Raw genomic sequence first — 15,301 nt, forward strand, 5'->3', positions numbered from 1 at the left:
TCTTTCCCACCTTATTATGCACTCACTACGACGTTTTGAAATGTCTTTACCCAATTCCCTTTTTCTTCGTGATGCACTAATTTATTTTCCATATGTTCAATATGCATTTCTGTTATTTCTATCTTATTACATATTTTTTCACTCGCATCCTTTAATGCATGATTCATTCTAATCCCTATATTCATTTCCAGCAAATCGAGAGAACTTAACATTTGATCCATTTTTTTCATTACATCTTCCTTCTGAACCATCGCCATATACAAAACGCCTCCTTCTTTGCTTTTCCTTTGTCATGTAATTTCGCCGAACGATTCACCACTCCTGCCCACATGACAAAACTAGTTGTTATTCGTCAAAGAAATCATTTCGTATGTCATTTATAGAAATGGTAACAATACAAAAAGGAGGTGTAGTACAATGGCAAAGAACAAAAATGAAAAAAAGAAAAACCAAAACAAACAACAAAATAAACCCGAGACTGGCAATCCAAAGCTAGATGGTCCAAACTTCCCTGCTACATAAAGCGAGACTTTATTACGTACGGTTAAATTTCAAGTCACCCTTAATCTCCCACTAGCATTACGTTTTGAGATTAAAGTCGTAGCAAGCATAGCAGGATTATTTCAAATTAAGAAGTCCCGTCTTCAAAATGGAAGACGGGACTTCTTTTTCATTATATCATGAACTCATCCATCCTTTTAACGAAACGATTTACGATAGATATCCTATAGATTTGTTCCCTCTTTCTCCTATACCATTCTGTTATATTAACTTCCTCTTTAGGTTCTTCAAGTACAAATAGCACATTCATTTTCATATTTGCACAAAACCAATCTCTCATTTCTATTTCTTCATGTAAAACAACAGGATAACTATCTCTAAGTGCTGGCGTACACGATTTTCTAGTTTCCTTTGAGTAAAATTCATAATCTTCTCTAGACCCAGTATGTGTAGTTTGCACTGCAAACTTATAAAACGAACCATTATAAATTGGATGAAACAATAACCATGCTAATTTTTTTCCCAGTTCTATACGCTGTTGTAACGTTTCAAATTGATAAACCGAAAATCCATACATCCTCCCTTCAATTGTTGGGAAGATAACTGCACTAATATGAAATCTTTCTTGTACTTTAAAAAGTGCAGTATGGAATACATGTTTTTTAAAATATGTGCTCTCAATGACTGGTTTTTGAATTTTATTTTGTTCATTTATAATAAGGGCTGTTATAAGCCTATTCATATCTCTTTTCTCCCAGAAAAGTAACCATTCTTTTTCCATAAAAATTGATACGCTGAAATATTGCAACAAATGAAAGAGAGGTGTACGTCTCTTCTTACTTTCCTCATACAATAATAGCTGAGGAAAGGCATCTAAGAAAATAATCCAATTAGCTTGTTCGTACAGAAGAAATAAATGTTTTTTTACCGTTTTAGGTAAAACAGTAGCATAATATCTCCCTTCTAAATCGGTCATATTCCATCCCGCATTTCTCGAAACCATACTCGCTAAAAAGGCCCACCTGATTTCACTATTTCTTAAATAATATTCTTGATAAGATTGTGTCCGAGAAATATTGTCCACATTAGCTATTTCTGTTTTCTTTGTAATATTGCGAATGATTGCTTTTTCTTCCTCTGTACAAAACTTTTTTTCTCGATTTTGTTTAATTTTCATATAATCATTCCATGTCAACATAAATAAGTCATCATACCTTTCATCAAAAAGGTCACATCTTTTTTCATTTTTTGATATAATCACCTTTGTAAGTAATTCTTAGTAAGTTGGGAGTGGACACACTATGACCATTCGTTACCCAAATGGAAAAAGGTATAATCAAGCTTCACAACCTCAAAAAACACCTATAAAAACACATACTTATAGCAACAGAGGTATGTCCCTTGAAGAGGAATTGAATGAAACAAATCAATATTACTTAACCCATAATATTGCATGTGTACATAAAAAACCTACACCTCTTCAAATTGTAAAAGTAGATTACCCCGCTCGAAGTGCTGCAGTGGTAAAAGAAGCGTATTTTAAACAACCTTCTACAACAGATTACAACGGTGTATACAAAGGGAAATACATCGATTTTGAAGCAAAGGAAACAAAAAATAAAACTAGTTTCCCACTTCAAAACTTCCACCTTCATCAAATAGAACATATGAAGCAAGTGGTTGCTCATAATGGAATTGCATTTGTCATTATTAAATTTACACTTTTTGATGAATTTTATTTATTAGATGCAAAACATATTATTGCATTTTGGAATCGTCAAAATACTGGTGGACGCAAGTCGATTACGAAAGAAGAAATAGAAGAGCATGGATCCTTATTATCATGCGGTTATCACCCTCGGATTGACTATATCCGTGTACTAGACACGGTTTATTTTTCGTGATAGAGTCATCACTAAGGCTCTTTTTTCGACTTTTGGGGAGAGAATGAAAGGTAGGAGAAAGTATAATGTCAGATAATTATCGTTCTCGTACAGAACGAAATCATGTGAAAAATCAAGAGAAAAAAACACATAAAGAAGAAAAACCAAAGAAAAAAGGCTCCTTTTTCAAGAAATTCCTTATAGGTTGTCTACTTCTTGGTATCGTTGGTCTCGTAGCCGGCGTTTCCGCTTTCTTTGTTATGGTAAAGGACGCTCCAAAATTAGACAAATCCAAACTCGTTAATCCTTTATCAACAAAGTTTCTTGATAAAAACGGGAATTTCTTCTATGAATACGGTGCTGAAAAACGAACGCATGTTACTTATGATCAAATTCCAAAAGTAGTTGAAAATGCATTCCTTGCAACTGAGGATTCGCGTTTCTATGATCATAATGGAATTGATTTTAAACGAACTACAAAAGCAGTTATGGAAAATGTCACTGGTGGTTTCGGTTCCCAAGGTGGTAGTACGATTACACAGCAAGTCGTTAAAAACTATTTTCTAACGATGGATAAAACTGCTAAGAGAAAAGTACAAGAATGGTACTTATCTTATAAATTAGAGCAACAATACTCTAAACATGAGATTTTAGAAATGTACTTAAATAAGATTAATTTAGGTAACCGTTCATATGGTATTGCGACAGCAGCGCAAAAATATTATGGTAAAGATTTAAAAGACTTGCAATTACATGAAGCTGCTATGCTCGCTGGTTTACCCCAAGGTCCAAACATTTATGATCCAACAAAAAAGGAAAATGTTGAACGAGCAACAAATCGTCGTAATGTTGTATTATCATTAATGAATCGACATGGTTATATAACAAAAGAAGAAATGAATAACGCCGTTAAGATCCCAGTAACAGAGGGCCTTCAACCGTCTTCAGAAGTAACTGAGATGAAGTATCAAGCATTTTTAGATGCGGTTGTAAAAGAAGTTGAAAAAGAATATCCTGATGTAAATATCGGTTCAGATGGTTTAACGATTCATACAACACTTGATCAAGATGCTCAAGATTACGCTGACAAAATTATGGATGGCAATCTTATTAAGTATCCAGACGATCAATTCCAAGGGTCATTCGTATTTATGGATACACAGTCTGGAGAAGTTCGAGCAATTGGTGCTGGACGTAAAGAAAGTAAGTCTACTTTCAAAGGTCATAATATGGCAACTGATTTAAAACGCCAAGTTGGTTCAACAATGAAACCAATTTTCGACTACGGTCCGGCAATTGAAAATTTACAATGGTCTACATACCATCAATTAAACGATTCAGAGTATACGTATTCCAATGGTAAAAAAATACAAAATGCAACAAAGAGCTACAAAGGTGACGTTTCACTACGTGAAGCTTTGAAAAAGTCATTAAACATTCCAGCTTTAAAGACAGCACAAACAGTTGGTCTTAATAAGTCAAAAGAATTCGCTGAAGGTTTAGGCATGACCTTTAAAGAAGGAAAAGTCTACGAATCAACAGCAATCGGTAGTAACGAGGGGTCTCCATTGGAAGTAGCAGGTGCATATGCAACCTTCGGTAATAGTGGTAACTATAATAAACCACACTTCGTAAAAGAAGTAACCTTCCCGGACGGGAAAAAGAAAAGCTTTAAACCTAAGGAACAACGCGCAATGCAAGACTATACAGCTTACATGGTTACTGACGTTCTTCGTGACGTAGTAAAACCTGGTTCTGGTGGTACAGGTCCAACAGCATACGTTTCAGGTGTTGACGTAGCAGGTAAAACAGGAACACAAAACTTTGATGCATCAGTTCTTCAAAAATATGATATCCCAGCTGATGCAAACAGAGATAGCTGGTTTGCTGGATATACACCACAATACACAATGGCTGTTTGGACTGGTTACGAAAAAGATGGTCCAAAAAATTATGTTAGTGATCGCTCCACTAGAATTGCACAGCAAATGTTCCAAATAATGATGAGCAAATTCGCTACAGATAAATCACGCTTTGAACGTCCTTCTTCTGTACAAGAAATAAACGGAGAGTTATACGTTAAAGGTGCTAAAAAAGATGCAATTAAACAAATTAAAGTAGATGCCCCTAGTGGTCTGAATGTCACTTTTGATGGCGCTAGCACAGTTACACTAAACTGGTCTGGACCAGCAGAAGTTGACGCATATGCAGCCAGCTATAAAGCAACTGACGGTTCAAGTGGTAGCCTATCAATAAGTGGTACGACAGCTACTCTTGGTGGTATTAAACCAGGTGTTACTTACAGCTTCTCTGTAGTAGCGAAAAAAGGTACTGGAACAAGCCCAGCAATTGGTGCATCCTTCACTGCGCCTGGCGGAACTCCAGATGCGAAAAAAGCTGATGAAGAGGCTAAGAAAAAGGCCGATGAAGAAGCTAAGAAAAAAGCTGATGAGGAAGCCCAGAAAAAAGCTAATGAAGATAAAGTAAAACAAGACGAAGCTAAGAAAAAAGCTGATGAAGAGGCTAAGAAACAACAAGAACAGCAGCAACAACAAGAACAAGAACAACAACGTAAACAGCAAGAAGAAGCTCAAAAGAAAGCTGATGAGGAAGCTAGAAGAAAAGCTGAAGACGAAGCTAAGAAAAAAGCTGAAGACGAAGCTAAGAAGAAAGCTGAAGAAGAGGCCAAGAAAAAAGCTGAAGACGAAGCTAAGAAACAACAAGAACAGCAACACCAAAATACCGGAGGAGATACACCTCAGGCAGACGGTGCTGTTGTTACAACAGAGTCCTAATAAACAAAAAAAGAAGTCCGTTTCTCTTAACGAGAAGCAGACTTCTTTTTTGTTATCATTTTCTTTACAAACAGCTTTTCTATTTCGATATATAACTGCGCTAATTGAATATAAGAATGATAATTACTCGGTTTCTTTATAATGAATGAATACCTTTCCATAAAATTAACAGGTTGCACTTTTAATTTATTCGTATTTATTTGCATTTCATTCAAACTATGAACAGGTTGCTCATTTAACCAATAGACAACCGATAACAAGTGAGCTGCAAAAAGAATCATTGGCCCCTCAGCCTCTTGCTTATCTCTATTTCGAAACAGTATAGCAATGTCTTCATGCTTATTTTTCCATACATTCAACACTGCTGGAATACTGTTTTCAATTTCCTTCCATGGCTCATACTGTCTTTCAATATCAAATATAAAGTAAGTATTTTGTATTATTTCTTCAAAAGACTCGTCTGTATGATACTCAATTGAATTTACGCTTTCTTTAAAAAATGGTAAGCAATGAAATTCTTTCGGTATTTCTATAACTCGCTCCATCCTTTATTTCACCTTCATTCGCTTCTTTCCTTCACGACATACTTCTAACAGCCTGCACTCCTCACATTGCGGTCGTTGTGCTTTACAGTGATAACGTCCAAAGAAAATCATACGATGATGCGTAACCCCCCACTCATCCATCGGTACTTTCTTCATTAACGTTTTTTCTACTTCTAACACAGAGTCTTTCCATCTACAAATCGCTAATCGTTTACTCACTCGCTCCACATGTGTATCAACAGCAATTGCCGGAATCCCAAACGCTACGGAAACTACAACATTCGCTGTTTTCCTTCCTACACCTGGTAATTTCGTAAGTTCATCTCGATCGCTCGGTACCTCCCCATTATAGTCATCTAATAACATTCGGCATAATTTTTGAATGTTTTTTGCTTTATTTCTATACAATCCGATAGAGCGTATATCTTGTTGTAATTCTTCTAGAGAAACACTTAAATAATCTTCTGGTGTTTTATATTTTTGAAATAAATTTCTTGTCACTTTATTTACAAGTACATCTGTACATTGTGCAGATAACGCCACCGCGATTACAAGTTCAAATGGATTGTCATGAACCAATTCACAATGTGCTTCTGGATACATATCCGCCATTGTGTCTAAACAATAACGGATTTGCGTTTTGTTAAGCATATTTCCCCTCCTATATTACTGCTCCAACCAATTATAAAAAGGCACTTTTCCAGTAAATTTCGTCTCTTGTTTTGTCATTTGTTGTGCTCTTTGTTGATTCGCTCTAAATTTTTGACCTTGATTTTGAGCCTGATCTACCGTTTTAATTCCATTCTTTTTCCACTCAAATAAAATACGATCAATATATCGGAAATTTAGTTTTCCACTCATTACAGCTTCTCTAAGAGCCGCTTGAATTAAATTTGGATGATGTTGATCTTGGTCCTCCCACATTCCTAACGTTTCACATTCGAACGGCGAAAGTGGTCTTCCAAATTCTTTTTCGAATACTGTATATAAATTTACTTGCAGCTGTTTTTTTTCTTTTTGCTCTTCCTCTATTGATTCATCCATTAAGAAATGTAATATTTTTTCCCATAACGGTTGTAAAGAATAACTTTCGCACATCATCGCTTCTGATCTTTGTCCACCTTCTAGTGATAAAAAACCTTTTTGAATCAACGCTTGAATTATTTCCATACATTTCATTTCTGTTATCGTCATCCGTTCAGAAATCTCTGAAGGAGTCGGAAACGAATTACCTGATTCTAAAAATGTATGTATATGAAGTACAACCATAAATTCCGTCTCATTTAAACCTAATTTTTTATAATGCATCATAAGCAATTTTGGAATTGCAATGCTTCCCTGCTCAAACCACTGTAACATCATTTTCTTTTTCATCACCAAACACCTCGCTCTCTAGTATAACACACCTTTAGCTATTTCTTTTTGCCACAATTCGTCAAAAAAACCTCCCCATTAATAGGGAGGTTTTGTATATTACATAAATGAAATATACAATTAAGCTTGCACTTTACTTTTCATAAATGTATGGATGCGTTCCAATGCTTTCTCTACTTGTTCAAGAGATGTCGCATATGATAAACGAACATTATTTGGAGCACCAAATCCTGTACCTGGTACAAGAGCCACTTTTTCCTCTTCTAATAGAGCTTTTGCCCAATCATCAACTGTTGCATATCCTGATAAAGCTACAGCTTCTTTTACGTTAGGGAATAAGTAAAATGCACCTTGCGGTTTAATACAAGTAAAGCCAGGGATTTGAATTAATTTATCATAAATGATGTTTAATCTCTCTTCAAAGGCTTGACGCATTGTTTCCACAGGTTCTTGTGAGCCTGCATATGCCGCAATTGCGCCGTATTGAGCGATTGAAGTAGGGTTTGACGTACTATGACTCGCTAAGTTCGTCATCGCTTTAATAAGCTGCTTATTTCCTGCAGCATATCCAATACGCCATCCTGTCATAGAATGAGATTTAGATACACCATTAATAATAAGTGTTTGTTCTTTTAATTCATTAGAAAGCTGGGCAATTGAAATATATTCTACGCCACCATAAATTAATTTTTCATAAATTTCATCAGAAACGATTAAAATATCATGTTCTAAACATACTTCTCCAAGCTGTTGTAATTCTTCTTTGCTATAAATCATTCCTGTTGGATTGCTCGGTGAATTAATAATAACTGCTTTCGTTTTCTCTGTAATTGCCTCACGCAGCTGCTTTGCTGTAATTTTGTACTCATTGTCTTCTAAACCTTCTACATAAACCGGCTTACCGCCAGCAAGCTTTACTTGCTCTGGATAGCTTACCCAGTAAGGAGTTGGGATGATAACTTCATCTCCCTCATCAAGTAATACTTGGAATAATGTATATAATGCATGCTTTGCGCCATTACATACAATAATTTCAGATGGATCATACGCAATACCTTGATCGCGAGTAAATTTCTTCACAATTTCTTGTTTTAACGATTGTAATCCACCTGTTGGTGTATACTTCGTATGCCCTTCTAACATCGCTTTATGTGCAGCATCCATAATATGCTCTGGTGTATTAAAGTCAGGTTCCCCTGCCCCTAATGCAATTACATCATGACCCTCTGCTTTTAATGCTTGTGCCTTTGCTGTAATTTCTAAAGTTGAAGACGGTGTTAAAGCAGCTACTCGCTTTGCTAATTTCATTTGTAGTTCCCCCTACATCTATTTTTCAATGCTATATCGTCTTAAAAATTTTCCATCTTTAAATTCAAGATAGTAATAACTATAACGATTGTCATCATCAATATATGTAACTTCCCATAGTGGTACATCATTTTCAAAGCCTAATTTCACTTTCATAATCTCTTTCGGCTTACTTTTTGATTCCTTACTTTCATTGCCGACTTGCTCTATTGTTCTTTGTATAGCCTCTTTTTCAGAAATACCTTCGCTCTTTTTCCTTACTACAGTATCCCCTTTTTTCTCAGGCACCCAAACGATAAGTTGTTCTCCCTTTTCATCTGTACCTTGCACGACTATATATGCAGATTTTCCGTTGTAATAATCAACTGATTTCACCTTTGTAAGCTTTGCTTTTTCTTTAGCAATTTCTACAAATTTCGACTCTTTTGGAATTTTCTTTCCCATCGCTTTATTATAAACATACGCCCCATATATTCCGCTAGCAACGATAACAATAATGATTGCAAAAATCCACTTTTTCATTGTATCGCTACGTTCTGTAAATCGTAAATACAGCTGTTTCTTTATCTTTTTCGTCTAATGCTAGTCCGAACATGAGGTCCTGCTCTTTTAACGTACGATTCAAACTATCAACAATTTTATACAAATCAGACGAATATTTAATACGCGTCGTTGATAGTACTTCGATTTTCTTCTCCATGAAAAAACTCCTCCGTTACACAAAAATTTCTAATTATAGAAGAACGCAATGCGGTTACAATAAGAGTACATTCTTTACAACCCCTGCTTCATCACCCATCTATTATAGCAGGACATGTACAGCAAAAAAAGGTTTCAAGTCGAAAACCAACACATTTTGTATACAAGAAGTAAGAAAAATAAAATTCCTCCTACCCACATTTTTTACGCCTGAAGTTTATAAGTACTTCAGGCGTATTTTTCTTCCATTTTTATTCATTTAATGGTTCTTCTAATTGTACTAATAATTCTTCTAATGGCCCTTCATAAAGAGGTACGTTAGGGATCGATTGTAGAAATCGTTTTCCATAGGAAGAACTCGTCAAACGACGATCTAACACTACTACCGTTCCTGTATCTGTATTCGTTCGAATTAAGCGGCCGAATCCTTGTTTGAAACGTAATATTGCTTGTGGCAACGCTAATTTAGCGAATACATCCTCACCTTGATTTTTTAGCCACTCACCTTTCGCTTCCATCATAGGTTGATGAGGAGGCGTAAATGGTAGACGGACAATAACAAGACAACTTAAGGCATCTCCTGGAATATCTATCCCTTCCCAGAAACTACTCGTCCCTAATAAAATTGATTTGTCGAACTCTTGAAACTTTCGAATTAAGCGGCTTCGACTTCTATTATTCACACTTTGTGTGAGTAATAAATACCCCTCTAATTCATCATTATTTTTTAAATTCGCATACGCTTCTTTTAACATTTCATACGAAGTGAATAAAACAAGCATTCTGCCTTTTGTGGCTTTCGCTATCTTTGCAATATGTTCCGATACAGATTCAATATATCGCTCATTACTTACTTGCTTAATAAAAGGTACATCCGTTGAAACCATTAATTTCATTTGTTCATCATAACGAAATGGCGACGGAACCTTTAAAGTATTTGGAGCGAAATCATGTAAACCAAGTTCCTCTTTTATATAATCAAACGTATCGTTAACTGTTAGTGTTGCGGATGTAAAAATAACACTCTTTTTTTCTGTTAAAAATTTATCAGCAAATCTTTCACCAATATGAACAGGCTGTGCATATAGAACTGTTGAATGAATCGTCCCTTTCGTTTCAGTCTCCATCCAAGTTACATACGAATTCTTTTCTAATACGAGTAACTGTAATGATTCTGCCATCTTTCTCAGCAACTCAATTAAATGCATAAATTCACCTGTTACAACATGCATCTCCCATTCTAACTTACTTTGCAATATATCCACTTGCTTCTCAAGAGCAGTTACTACCCTTCTTAATTCATATATAAAACGATTTGTTAATTCGACGATACTATCCCACAACTTACCTTTTTCTAGTTCTGCGTTATACCTATAGATGAGCGGCATATTATTTGTTCCTTGTTCTTGCTTTGTTTGTTTAAATATAAAAGTACGTAACATTTGGAAGAGTTCATCCGCATCAAACTTAAGTTCCTTCAAACTATAACTTATCATACGGAAAGTTGAACGAGATGCTTGCTCTGATTTTTTCATCATTTTATATACTTTGGAGAGTACATCTTCTGTTTCTAGCGTCCCAAGACGAGATATAACCAATTGAAAATACATACAAGAGAACTGTTCACCCAATGTTCTACTCGCAGCTTCTTCAATATGGTGAGCTTCATCAAAAATAATATGTTCGCATGAAGCAAACAGCGGTTCTTCACTTGAAAAATCTTGAAATAATAACGCATGATTTGTAATAACGATATCTGCAAATAAAGCTTTATTCTTCGCTCGCTGGTAAAAACAACGACTAAACCAATTACTTTGCATACCGCCTGGACTATACGCATCACTACAAATACGATTCCAAAGTAACTTTCCGCCCTCAGGAATATTTAATTCGTCTCGATCACCCGTTTCAGTTTGCAATAGCCAAACTAAAATCTTCGCTTTCGTAAGTGCCATATCATAATTTTTTTCTTCCTCTTGTAAAGCATACTCAAATTTGTGTAAGCAAAGATAATGCTTTCTTCCTTTTAGAAGAGCTGCATCAAATGAAAATGGCATTATTTTTTGTAATAACGGAATTTCTTTTTCTAATATTTGTTGTTGGAGTTGTACCGTTTGTGTACTTATAATGACAGGTTCTTCTTTTCTCTTTGCAAAATAAAGACTAGGAAGCAAATACGCAAGAGTCTTTCCTGTTCCTGTACCGGCTTCAATTAGTGAAAAACGAGAATCTCTTAACGCCGTATATATCTCTTTCATCATCAGTTGTTGACTTTCTCTTCTTTCAAACTTTGGCATATGTGATTCCAATTTATCCATCGTTTTATTCAAGAAAGCATCAAACTTTGATGAACACGTTTCTCCAAGGTTTAAGGAATAGTTCCGCTTTTTCAGCGCAATATTTCGATGTATTTCATACTCCGCTATATCTTCTTTACCATGCATTACTTTCTTTAAAATATTTTCAGAAAGCACATCAGCTATATCACTTTGAAACACGTCGCTTAATTCATAAAGCGATTGCAACGTGACAAGTGGTAACTTTTCAATTTCATTTAAAAATTGTAAAAATAATTCCGCTGTTGCAAGAGCATCACTATCCGCACGATGTGGTTGATCATGTTCTAGTTCGTGCTTCTTAGCTAAATCACGTAATTTATAACTATCAGCTGTCGGTAAAAGAATTTGAGCCAATTCAACCGTGTCGATTTTAGGACAATGTATTTCTGTATATCCAGCCTGCCTTAATTCTTCATTTAAAAAATTCCAATCAAAGTGAACATTATGCGCAACGAAAGCCGCACCTTGTAATAGCTCAACAATCATCGGGGCTACATCTTGAAATAACGGGGCTTGTTTTACAAGACTTTCATCAATCCCTGTTAATTCTGTAATAAATGGTGGGATCTCTCTCTTTGGGTTAACAAAAGACGAAAAAATCTCCAATATCTCTCCATCTTCTACTACAACAGCTGCAATTTGGGTAATTTTATCCTTCCCATCTTTCCAGGAGTTCCCTGTCGTCTCTAAATCAACAACGACATAACGCTTACTCATATATGTAACACCTCAATTTCTTACCGTTCAAACAACAATAATTTATATAATGTTACTATACCACGTTTTATCTCATCTTAATGAAAAGATGCACAAAAAAGCTATCTCCGCAATGGAGATAGCTTTTCTACTTATAATATCGTACCCGCTTTTTCAGCACCTAACATTTCAATAATTTGATTATTGTCGTCTAGTACTGCAATTTTTGGTTCTTGTTTATGAACCTCTTCTTCCGTAACTAGCCCATAACAAATAATAATTACTTTGTCCCCTGGTTGTACAAGCCTTGCCGCAGCACCGTTTAAACAAACAACACCACTACCGCGTTCCCCTTTAATAACGTATGTCTCTAAGCGAGCACCATTATTATTATTTACAATTTGGACTTTTTCATTTTCTACAATATTTACTGCATCCATTAAATCTTCATCAATTGTAATACTACCTACATAATTTAAATTTGCCTCCGTTACAGTTGCACGATGTAACTTTGCTCTCATCATTGTGCGAAACATAGATGCTCCCCCTTATTTAACCGTTAATGTTATATTGTCAATTAATCTTACATTTTCAAATTTAACTGCAATAGCTAAAATGATTCGTCCTTCGACTTTCTCTACCATTGTTAATGACGGATATGCATATAAATCCGCATAATCTACAGTGCCTTTCGTATGCGTCTCAATATACTCTTTCACAAGATTTGTAATGATTTCCGGATTACGTTCACCTGCCTCAATTCTTTCTTTCGCTATACATAGACTGCGGTATAAATGAAGAGCCTCTTCACGTTCATCTTGTGATAGGTACACGTTACGAGAACTTTTCGCTAATCCATCTTCTTCCCTTACAATATCAACTGGTACGATTGTAACTGGAATATTGAAATCAGTTACAAATCCTTCAATTACTGCAACTTGTTGAGCATCTTTCATACCGAAATAAGCACGCGTTGGCAGCGTAATATTAAATAGTTTCATTAGTACAGTTGCAACACCAGCAAAATGACCAGGTCTTTGTTTACCGCATAATACGTCCGTGCGTTTCACAACTTCTACTGTTGTTGTTTGTTCTGATGGATACATTTCTTCTACACTCGGATAAAATAAATAATCTACACCGTTTTCTTTTGCTACATTTTCATCTCTATCAATATCACGAGGATATCGATCTAAATCTTCATTTGGGCCAAATTGCAGCGGGTTTACAAATACACTTAAAACTACAATTTCATTTTCTTCTCTTGCCTTACGTAATAAGGTAGCATGCCCTTCATGTAAATAACCCATCGTTGGAACAAAACCAATACTTTTTCCACTTGCATGCAGTTCGTTTGTAATTTGCTGCATCTCTTGCACTGTAGTTACGATTTTCATTATTGTTTTCCCCCGTATAACGCTAAGCGGTCTTCTTCTTTCATTGTGAACGAATGTTTTTCTTCAGGAAATTGCCTTGTCTTTACTTCAGTAACGTATTGTGAAATCCCGCGCACAATCTCCTCTTGAACAGAAGTATATTGCTTCACAAATTTTGGAACACGATTTACGCCATATGAGATAAGATCATGATAAACAAGCACTTGCCCATCTACTTTTTGTCCTGCACCAATCCCGATTGTTGGTATTGTTAGTTGTTCTGAAATAAGTTCTGCTAACTGCATTGGTACACATTCTAACACAAGCGCTATTGCACCAGCTTCTTCACATTTCTTTGCATCTTCTATTAATTTTTTTGCACTCTCCGCATCTTTTCCTTGCACTTTATATCCACCCAACACTCCTACAGATTGAGGTGTTAAACCTAAATGCGCTACAACAGGAATTCCTGCGTTCGTCAAATATTGAATCGTTGATATAACTTCTCCAGCACCTTCTACCTTCAATGCGTGCGCCCCGCTCTCTTGAACGATGCGGCGTGCATTCATCATCGTTTCTTGTAATGATACGTGATACGACATAAATGGCATATCAGTTACAATAAACGTCTCTTTCGCTCCGCGGCGTACAGCTTTCGTATGATGAATCATATCCTCTACTGTTACAGGTACTGTTGAATCGTATCCGAGTACAACCATTCCAAGAGAATCTCCAACTAAAATCATATCAACTTCAGCTTCTTCTGCTAATTTAGCAGATGGATAATCATACGCCGTTAGCATTGTAATCGGCTCACCTTGCTCTTTCATCTTCAAAAAATCTGTTTTTGTTTTCAAAAACTACTCCTCCTTTATGCAGGAGAGAGGAGATGGCCGAAATCATATAAAAAACCCCTCTGGCCATAAAAGGGCAGAAGGGTTGTGTGTTAGTCGGCATTATTCATCCCTCTGTCCCAGTCCGTTATTGGATCAAGGCAGAATCCAAGTTATTATTTTTCATATTACTTCGAATCATGGTGCAGTTCACTCTGATACTGCCCACATTCGAACTAATTATAGCAAACTACAAAAAGGAATTACTACATTTTTTTGAAAAAATAATTTTTTATTCTTATTACGGTATATGAAATTTAACAAGAGAGTATATATGCTATAAAGTGAAAATTTAATCAGCCCGACAAATAGCGGGATAAAGTTTTTATAGATAATTCAATCTTGAAAAGATACATGTTTTTTCAACGCATGTTAAAAAAATCTAAGTTAATTTCTTCTATAATCAATTGAACTGTATAGTATAACTCTTAAACTAATGATGCAGGTTAATTGAGGAAAAGTACTTAACAAAGGAGAATTGCAGATGTCTATGAACAGGTGGTTATTTCGATTCAGCAGTTTGCTTGTAATGATTGTATGGTGGATGTCTTTAGGATCCTTTCATGTATTTGCCTCAGTTAATGTCGTAACACAACCCACCGATTTAACGAACGTGATTGAGGTTGAACTAAATGATGATTACTTTAATCCAAATGTCATCACGATTCCGCTTGAAGGATCTACAACATTACTATTGAAAAATAAAGGTAAAAACGAGCACACCTTTACAGTGAAAAAACTCGGCATTGACGTCGTAGTCGAGTCAGGAAAAGAAAAGAATATTACCGTGAAACCTAAAAATACTGGTACATATGAATTAATATGTCGATACCATCTTCTTAAAGGAATGGAAGGCAAAGTAATCGTCAAATAACATGCCAGGCCAACTAGA

General features: G+C 35.6%; 16 protein-coding genes. 4 read left to right on the top strand and 12 right to left on the bottom strand.

Annotated elements, in window-relative coordinates; all coding sequences use genetic code 11:
- Positions 1-14 precede the first annotated feature (14 nt).
- The gene (locus MHI28_RS09090) at positions 15-257 is read right to left on the bottom strand and encodes a hypothetical protein (protein ID WP_001252036.1); all 243 of its coding nucleotides are present in this window, start codon (positions 255-257) and stop codon (positions 15-17) included.
- An 85-nt stretch (positions 258-342) separates the two neighbouring features.
- On the opposite strand from MHI28_RS09090, the gene MHI28_RS09095 reads away from it, so the two are divergent.
- Entirely contained in the window at positions 343-522 is a 180-nt protein-coding gene (locus tag MHI28_RS09095) for a hypothetical protein (RefSeq protein WP_003277508.1), read from the top strand.
- 151 nt (positions 523-673) lie between these two features.
- Here the strand turns inward: MHI28_RS09095 and MHI28_RS09100 are convergent, their stop codons facing one another.
- On the bottom strand, positions 674-1,699 hold the full coding sequence (locus MHI28_RS09100) for a DUF2515 domain-containing protein (protein ID WP_003277507.1): 1,026 nt from the start codon (positions 1,697-1,699) through the stop codon (positions 674-676).
- A 103-nt stretch (positions 1,700-1,802) separates the two neighbouring features.
- Between MHI28_RS09100 and recU the strand changes: the two genes are divergently transcribed.
- Together recU and MHI28_RS09110 are read left to right on the top strand one after the other, a co-directional pair.
- Positions 1,803-2,405 carry a Holliday junction resolvase RecU gene (gene recU / locus MHI28_RS09105; RefSeq protein ID WP_000155599.1) on the top strand — a complete coding sequence of 201 codons (603 nt, stop codon included), beginning with the start codon at positions 1,803-1,805 and terminating at the stop codon, positions 2,403-2,405.
- A gap of 65 nt (positions 2,406-2,470) precedes the next feature.
- Complete coding sequence (locus MHI28_RS09110) at positions 2,471-5,179, top strand: PBP1A family penicillin-binding protein (protein ID WP_340827777.1); 2,709 nt, start codon at positions 2,471-2,473, stop codon at positions 5,177-5,179.
- Positions 5,180-5,205: 26 nt separating this feature from the next.
- Here the strand turns inward: MHI28_RS09110 and MHI28_RS09115 are convergent, their stop codons facing one another.
- From MHI28_RS09115 to panB, 10 genes are all read right to left on the bottom strand, one after another.
- A complete protein-coding gene (locus MHI28_RS09115) occupies positions 5,206-5,724 on the bottom strand; it encodes a YpoC family protein (protein WP_000442661.1) in 519 nt (172 codons plus the stop codon).
- Between the two features lie 3 nt (positions 5,725-5,727).
- Complete coding sequence (gene nth / locus MHI28_RS09120; protein WP_000933035.1) at positions 5,728-6,375, bottom strand: endonuclease III; 648 nt, start codon at positions 6,373-6,375, stop codon at positions 5,728-5,730.
- Between the two features lie 15 nt (positions 6,376-6,390).
- Positions 6,391-7,098, bottom strand: a complete 708-nt coding sequence (dnaD, locus tag MHI28_RS09125; protein ID WP_000728537.1) for a DNA replication protein DnaD — start codon at positions 7,096-7,098, stop codon at positions 6,391-6,393.
- A 120-nt stretch (positions 7,099-7,218) separates the two neighbouring features.
- Entirely contained in the window at positions 7,219-8,406 is a 1,188-nt protein-coding gene (aspB, locus tag MHI28_RS09130; protein WP_000761559.1) for an aspartate transaminase AspB, read from the bottom strand.
- 18 nt (positions 8,407-8,424) lie between these two features.
- Entirely contained in the window at positions 8,425-8,928 is a 504-nt protein-coding gene (locus MHI28_RS09135; protein ID WP_000758739.1) for a cell wall elongation regulator TseB-like domain-containing protein, read from the bottom strand.
- 7 nt (positions 8,929-8,935) lie between these two features.
- Positions 8,936-9,106 carry a YpmA family protein gene (locus MHI28_RS09140; RefSeq protein ID WP_000412179.1) on the bottom strand — a complete coding sequence of 57 codons (171 nt, stop codon included), beginning with the start codon at positions 9,104-9,106 and terminating at the stop codon, positions 8,936-8,938.
- A 250-nt stretch (positions 9,107-9,356) separates the two neighbouring features.
- Entirely contained in the window at positions 9,357-12,161 is a 2,805-nt protein-coding gene (gene dinG, locus MHI28_RS09145) for an ATP-dependent DNA helicase DinG (protein WP_000044952.1), read from the bottom strand.
- Positions 12,162-12,292: 131 nt separating this feature from the next.
- On the bottom strand, positions 12,293-12,676 hold the full coding sequence (gene panD, locus MHI28_RS09150; RefSeq protein WP_000490186.1) for an aspartate 1-decarboxylase: 384 nt from the start codon (positions 12,674-12,676) through the stop codon (positions 12,293-12,295).
- A gap of 12 nt (positions 12,677-12,688) precedes the next feature.
- On the bottom strand, positions 12,689-13,537 hold the full coding sequence (panC, locus tag MHI28_RS09155) for a pantoate--beta-alanine ligase (protein WP_000707008.1): 849 nt from the start codon (positions 13,535-13,537) through the stop codon (positions 12,689-12,691).
- On the bottom strand, positions 13,537-14,373 hold the full coding sequence (panB, locus tag MHI28_RS09160; protein ID WP_000851105.1) for a 3-methyl-2-oxobutanoate hydroxymethyltransferase: 837 nt from the start codon (positions 14,371-14,373) through the stop codon (positions 13,537-13,539). The genes panC and panB overlap by 1 nt, the downstream gene beginning before the upstream one ends.
- A 520-nt stretch (positions 14,374-14,893) precedes the next feature.
- Here panB and MHI28_RS09165 point away from each other — a divergent pair.
- Entirely contained in the window at positions 14,894-15,283 is a 390-nt protein-coding gene (locus MHI28_RS09165; protein WP_000062380.1) for a cupredoxin domain-containing protein, read from the top strand.
- The last annotated feature ends 18 nt before the right edge of the window (positions 15,284-15,301 follow it).

Origin of the sequence: Bacillus sp. FSL K6-0268 (genome assembly GCF_038005425.1) — a bacterium.
GTDB classification, from domain to species: Bacteria; Bacillota; Bacilli; order Bacillales; family Bacillaceae_G; genus Bacillus_A; species Bacillus_A thuringiensis_S.